At 60.6% G+C, this 5,591-nt stretch carries 3 protein-coding genes; 1 reads left to right on the forward strand and 2 read right to left on the reverse strand.

The genetic code is table 11. From position 1 onward, the window contains the following. The coding region (locus EOA60_RS16290) for a DUF4403 family protein (protein WP_128311598.1) at positions 1-1,076 on the reverse strand (1,076 nt) is incomplete at its 3' end. Between EOA60_RS16290 and EOA60_RS16295 the strand changes: the two genes are divergently transcribed. Next, complete coding sequence (locus tag EOA60_RS16295; protein ID WP_127335527.1) at positions 1,048-1,989, forward strand: hypothetical protein; 942 nt, start codon at positions 1,048-1,050, stop codon at positions 1,987-1,989. The two genes, EOA60_RS16290 and EOA60_RS16295, sit on opposite strands and share 29 nt — an antisense overlap. Positions 1,990-2,949: 960 nt before the next feature. On the opposite strand, the gene acnA is transcribed toward EOA60_RS16295, so the two are convergent. Continuing rightward, on the reverse strand, positions 2,950-5,532 hold the full coding sequence (gene acnA / locus EOA60_RS16300) for an aconitate hydratase AcnA (protein WP_128311600.1): 2,583 nt from the start codon (positions 5,530-5,532) through the stop codon (positions 2,950-2,952). Positions 5,533-5,591: the final 59 nt, after the last annotated feature.

Here is a 5,591-nt window from a genome sequence, read left to right on the forward strand (position 1 = left end):
ATGGGATCCTGGATGGACGACCAGGCCTCTTCTGCTTTGTCATGGACCTTAAGGGTGGCAAGCAGCGCTGGCAGCTTGCCGGCAAGATCGTTGAGCTTGTCGCGCAGCTTTGGCTCGACCTTGTCAGCGATCGTGATCTTGATGAAACCAAACAGTTCCAGGGTAGGCGGCTTGTCCCAGGTGAAGCCGGGAATGACTTGAGCCGCGACTTTCCAATCCGGCGAGATGGTGGGCGTTATGTCCGCAACAATGGTGGCCTTCGCATCGGCTGTCTCGCTTACGCGAGCCTTTGCAGTGGCTTGGGCGGCGACCGGAAAAGAGACATGGATGGTGCCACCCTGTCCCGACAGTCTAATACGTCCATTTCGCTTGACCCAACCTGATATGTCGCATCTGACCTCGGGCGAGACATAGGTCCAGCCTTCGCAGGAGTACCATTTGATACCGCGAAAACACGGATACTTGTACTTCGCCCTTTGAGCTGGGATGCACACCGCATTGCTCTGGCCAATATCTGCGAGCAGATCCGGGACCTCGGCGTTGATGCGATCCTCGATGGCGGGAAGATTGCCCAGGACCGGCACCGTGACATATGAATTTGGTGTGGCCTGCTGTTGGCCGTGCACCTGCCCGGTGATCGCCAAAGTAAGAGCTGCGCAAATGACGCCCGACGTGTAGTTGACTAAATTCTTCATTTTTAGCACCCCCAGCAGCGTCATCGCGATAGTACGTGCAATGTTGCTCGTTAGAAAGTATCGACCGAAAAAATTATGTATTGATGACACCGGCAAGACAATGCGTATATTGCGGCGGGTATGTGCGCGGGGGGGCATGGCGAGAAAATCAACGAAGGGAAATCGACCGGGAAACGGGCCTCCACCCACGGGCAATCCGCCTCCACCGGCTGAAAACTCGTCGCTTGGCGTCTTGCTCGCGGCGCCCGTGGTGGGAGCCATCTTCGGATCAAGCGCGTTCCAGCTTGGGGCCTGGGTGCTATGCTTGGTTTCGGCCGGAGTCTGTAGTCCGCTTTCCAGAGCCGAAGCCGGCATGATGGCGGTGGCTCTGGGCTTTGTCATCACCACCGCGGTCGGCGCGGAGGTGGCGCGTCGCAAGAACAACGGCGCCGACACGATCGTGACTGCCGCCGCGGTAGGCGTGATCGCCGGGCTCTATTCGGCGTTCAAGGCAATGCCGGAGACAGGCGCCAAGCTCCCTGACCCGGGCACCATCCAGTTTGCATTTTTCGTTCTGATCGCGGGCACGATGTTCGTGCTGCCAACCTTCGTCCGGCCATACGGGGAGGGGCGATGGGTCGGCTTGACGCGACTGTACGGCCGCATGGCGCTTGCCTCGCTGATTGCCGGTGTGGCGACCCTAGCCCTTCAATCGCTTGCGCGGTTCATTCCCGATGCAATCGTTCCCGAAGTGGCTAGTTTTTATGCCCCGTCTCATCCAAGTTTCTTCCTGGTCCGACCCGCGGGCGTAGGCTTTCTCATCGCCCCCTGGATCATCCTGACCTACGACCCGCTCCTTAACGCCGACATCTGGGCTGCTCGGCCGCGAAGCGAAAGGCTGGGCTGGACGGTTGGCTTCTGGACACTTGCCGCCGCCCTTGTCGCCGCGTTCGTATGGTTCTTCTATTGGCCCGAACATAATGGCGATCGTCTAGGCGGAGCGGGGGTCACGCTGGCTGGCACGGTTGCGATTTTCCTGGCCCTGATGCTCTCGCCGCTGGGCGCGGCGGGAATGATACTCAGGACCTCAACCGGCCACGGCGGCCATGGATTCGCAGTCGGGGCGTTCCGCAGGCCGCTGACTTGGGTCGCGCTTGCAGTCGCTGTCGCCGGGAGTGCCTTCGTGAGCATCGTCCTTATGGTCGAGGTGGAGGCCGGCATTGTCCCGGCCGCCATATTTGCGGCATTTCATCTGGTTGCCGCTGTGATCACGTGGGCGGTCGGCCTGCATTTCGGCGCTCGAAAGGGTGGATAAGGAAGGCGGTCCCAGGCCACTTTCGTACGATCTCCATTGGACCGAAATGTGGTTTGAAGAAGGGGTTTCAGAAGGTGAACGTGCCCTCGGTTACGCGCAACGCAATCCACTTTGAATTTGTCGCAATCTCACTGGTCTGCACTTTTCAGCTTGTGTGCCTGACTGCTGAACCAGCTCACGCGCAGGAGATAGCTACCGCGATCGCAGCCGAGGCTGACAATGTAATCGGGAAAGATAAACTTCTTTGGATCGACGGCGGGAAGGTGGCTGCGACTGCTCCGGAGGTGCCGCGATGCCGATGTCGGTGAGCGCGCCGAATTCGGCTGGCGATGAAGTCGGGCAAGGGTATTCGCGGCCTTAGGTAAGGCGACCTGCCTCGTCGGATGTGAGGTCTGCCCCGCTCACACGCGCGGTTCTTATGTGCTGCTGCAGTCGCGCAGTGGAATACCCGGAGGTGCGAGGTCGGTTGCAGAGGCGATCCGATTGCCTAGCCTGCGATCATGTTCTCTTTTTGTGCTTCGAAAGTCGCATAATTGGCAGTCTGGTATGGCGTCCGGAATTATCTGTCGTCGGTAGGGCTAGAGTCCAGAATTATCTGTCGTTGGCCGGACTGCTAAGTGGATGATATCCCGCTGCTTTCGCCCGAAGAGGTTACCAATGCCCTTCGGACAACAGGTTACCAATGTACCCCGACGACAATCAATTCCCGACTGGCCTTAAGCAGACGTTTCGATTGAGCTTATTCCGGCCCCGATTGGTAACCTAAGGCCACCTAATACGCGCATTGGTAACCCCCAGCGACAGGTTTGGTAACCCTCATAGCGAGCGGCGCTCGCACCTCTCGGCGACCCCATCGTCGCGGCCGGTGATGTTTTCCGCCGCATAAACGGCTTGGCTCGCCATTCCACTGCTAGAAAAGGGTTTCAGAGCTGACGTCGTCAGATACTGCCGCTGCACGTTTTAAGGAACGAAACGCGATAGGATGAGCGGGATCATCCCGCCGGCCTCAATCGTGCGGCATTCCAGTTCGGTCTCGACCGCCATCCTGCATGTCAGCGGGCGGATCGTTTCGTCGCTTCGAAGGATACTAACGGTAAGGGATTTGCGCGGCTGTACGTTCTCCGTTTCAATCTCGAAAACATCCTCAGGCTCGATCTGCGGAAGGGGCTTGTCTTCGATCTTGATTGGCAGAACGCCCATGCCAATGAGGTTAGTCCGGTGAATTCGCTCGAAGCTTTGGGCCAGAACCGCGCGGACGCCGAGCAGATTCACGCCCTTCGCCGCCCAGTCACGAGACGACCCGGCGCCGTATCGTTCGCCCGCCACGATGACCGTCGGCACGCCTTCATCCTGATAGCGCAGAGCCGTTTCCCAGATTGAGCCAAGCTGCCCGCTGGGGATATGCCTTGCCTGCCCTGCCGGTATCTCGACACCAAGCAGATTGACCGTGTCACGGTTCGAATAGAGCCCACGAAGCATGACTTCCCAGTTGCCTCGGCGCGCCGCGAACACGTTGAGATCGCCGGCGGGGTCACCTTTCGCAATGAGATGGCGACCAGCATGGCTCGAGACTGAAATCTGGCCGGCAGGGGAAATATGATCCGTGGTTATGTCATCGCCGAGAGCGAGCAAGGGACGGGCGCGGTATCGGCCGATGCGGGAATCCGGCTTGGCGACGGCGAATGGCGGTCGACGAATGTATGTCGAGCGTTCATCCCACGGGAACAGGACGCTGGATGGCGCCTCGAGCGCTGCCCAGTCGGCATTGCGTTGCGCGGCGTTGAAGGCATCGATGAAATCAGCGGGCCGCAACTGGACGAAGCGGTCAACCTCGTCCCGACTGGGCCATATGTCGCGAAGGAAAACCGGCACGCCTGTCCGGTCAACGCCGATCGGATCGGTCTCGATGTTTCGCATGGCATCGCCGGCAAGCGCATAGGCGATGACCAGGGGCGGCGACGCCAGGAATCCGTTGCGCAGCGATGGATGCACGCGCCCCGGAAAATTCCTGTTGCCGGATAAAACCGCCGTCGCAATGGTGCCCTCGGCGATGGACGCTTCCATCTCAGGCGTCAGCGGACCGGAGTTGCCGATACAGCTCGTGCAGCCAAACCCGACGATCCCGAAGCCGATTGCCTCAAGCTCTTGAAGCAAGCCGATTCGCGCCAGATAGCGCTCGGCGGCCGGCGAACCCGGCGCAAGCGATGTTTTTACCCAATCCGGTGGGGCGAGACCGCGGGCGCGTGCCTTGCGTGCCATTAGCCCAGCCGCGACGAGGAGAGCGGGGTCGGTGGTGTTGGTGCAACTGGTGATCGCGGCGATGGCGATCGCGCCGTCGGGGATGGTCGCTGCCGGGTCACGGCGCCGCAGGGAGCGACCCTCCGCCGCCTCTAGGGCGGCCTGCACCCCTCCCGGCGACACGCGGTCCTGCGGCCGTCGCGGGCCGGAAAGGGCGGTGCCGATCTCGTCCAAATCGAGTTCGATCATATCGCTGTAGCGGGGGGTGATGTTGGGGTCGAACCAGAGGTCGAGCGCGCGCGAGCCGGCCTTCACTCTTGCGATGAGCGCCGAAGTTCTTCCGGTTTGTTCAAGATACCTGACGGTCTCGGTGTCAATCGGGAAGAAGCCGGTCGTTGCGCCGTATTCCGGCGCCATATTGGCGATTACACCCCGTTCTCCGACGGTCAATGTGGTGACGCCCGGGCCGAAGAACTCCACAAAACATCCTGCAACGCCGTATAGGCGCAAACGTTCGGTCACTGCCAGGGCCAGGTCGGTCGCCAGCGCCAGGCCCTTCAGGCGCCCGACCACTTTGACCCCGATCACATCCGGCAGCCGCATCATCATGGGCAAACCGAACATGGCGCTTTCTGCTTCGAGTCCGCCAACGCCCCAGCCTAGAACACCCAGCGCGTTGACCATAGGCGTGTGGCTGTCTGTGCCGACCAGGGTTTCCGGATGAAGCCAGTTCTGGCCGCCTTGCGAGGCCACCGCGATTACGCTCGCCAACTGTTCCATGTTGATGGTGTGCATGATACCGGTCCCGGGCGGATGTATGCGAACTCCAGGCAACGCGAGCGTCGCCCATTTCATGAGGCGGTAGCGTTCCTGATTTCGTTCGAACTCGCGCTTCATGTTGAAGGCCAGGGCGTCGGGGGTGCCGAAACGGTCGACGCCGACGCTGTGATCAATCGAGACGTCGACGGGAATGACGGGGGAGAGCCGGGATGGATCGCCGCCGGCTTCCGCCACCGCGTCCCGCATCGCGGCGATGTCGACGAGCGCTGGCACGCATGTCGTGTCGTGCATCATGACCCGCGACGGCCGGAACGGCATCTCGTAGGCGCTGGCGCCGGTTTTGAGCCAGGTGCGAAATGCATCCAGCAGATCGTCCGGGGTCTCCGAACAACGCAAGCCGTTTTCAAGCAGGATGCGCATTGCCCAAGGGAGCTCGTCGAAGCCAGGCCCGAACGACGCGCGCATATCCACGGCTCGATAACGCGCGGCTCCGACGGCAACCGATGTCGATACTCCGGGTCGCATACTCAGCGGCTTTCCTAGCATTTTGGTTTTTTAAGCTTATAAAACCAACACTGCCGAAG

The sequence above is a fragment of the Mesorhizobium sp. M1A.F.Ca.IN.020.06.1.1 genome (assembly GCF_004023265.1).
Taxonomy (GTDB): domain Bacteria; phylum Pseudomonadota; class Alphaproteobacteria; order Rhizobiales; family Rhizobiaceae; genus Mesorhizobium.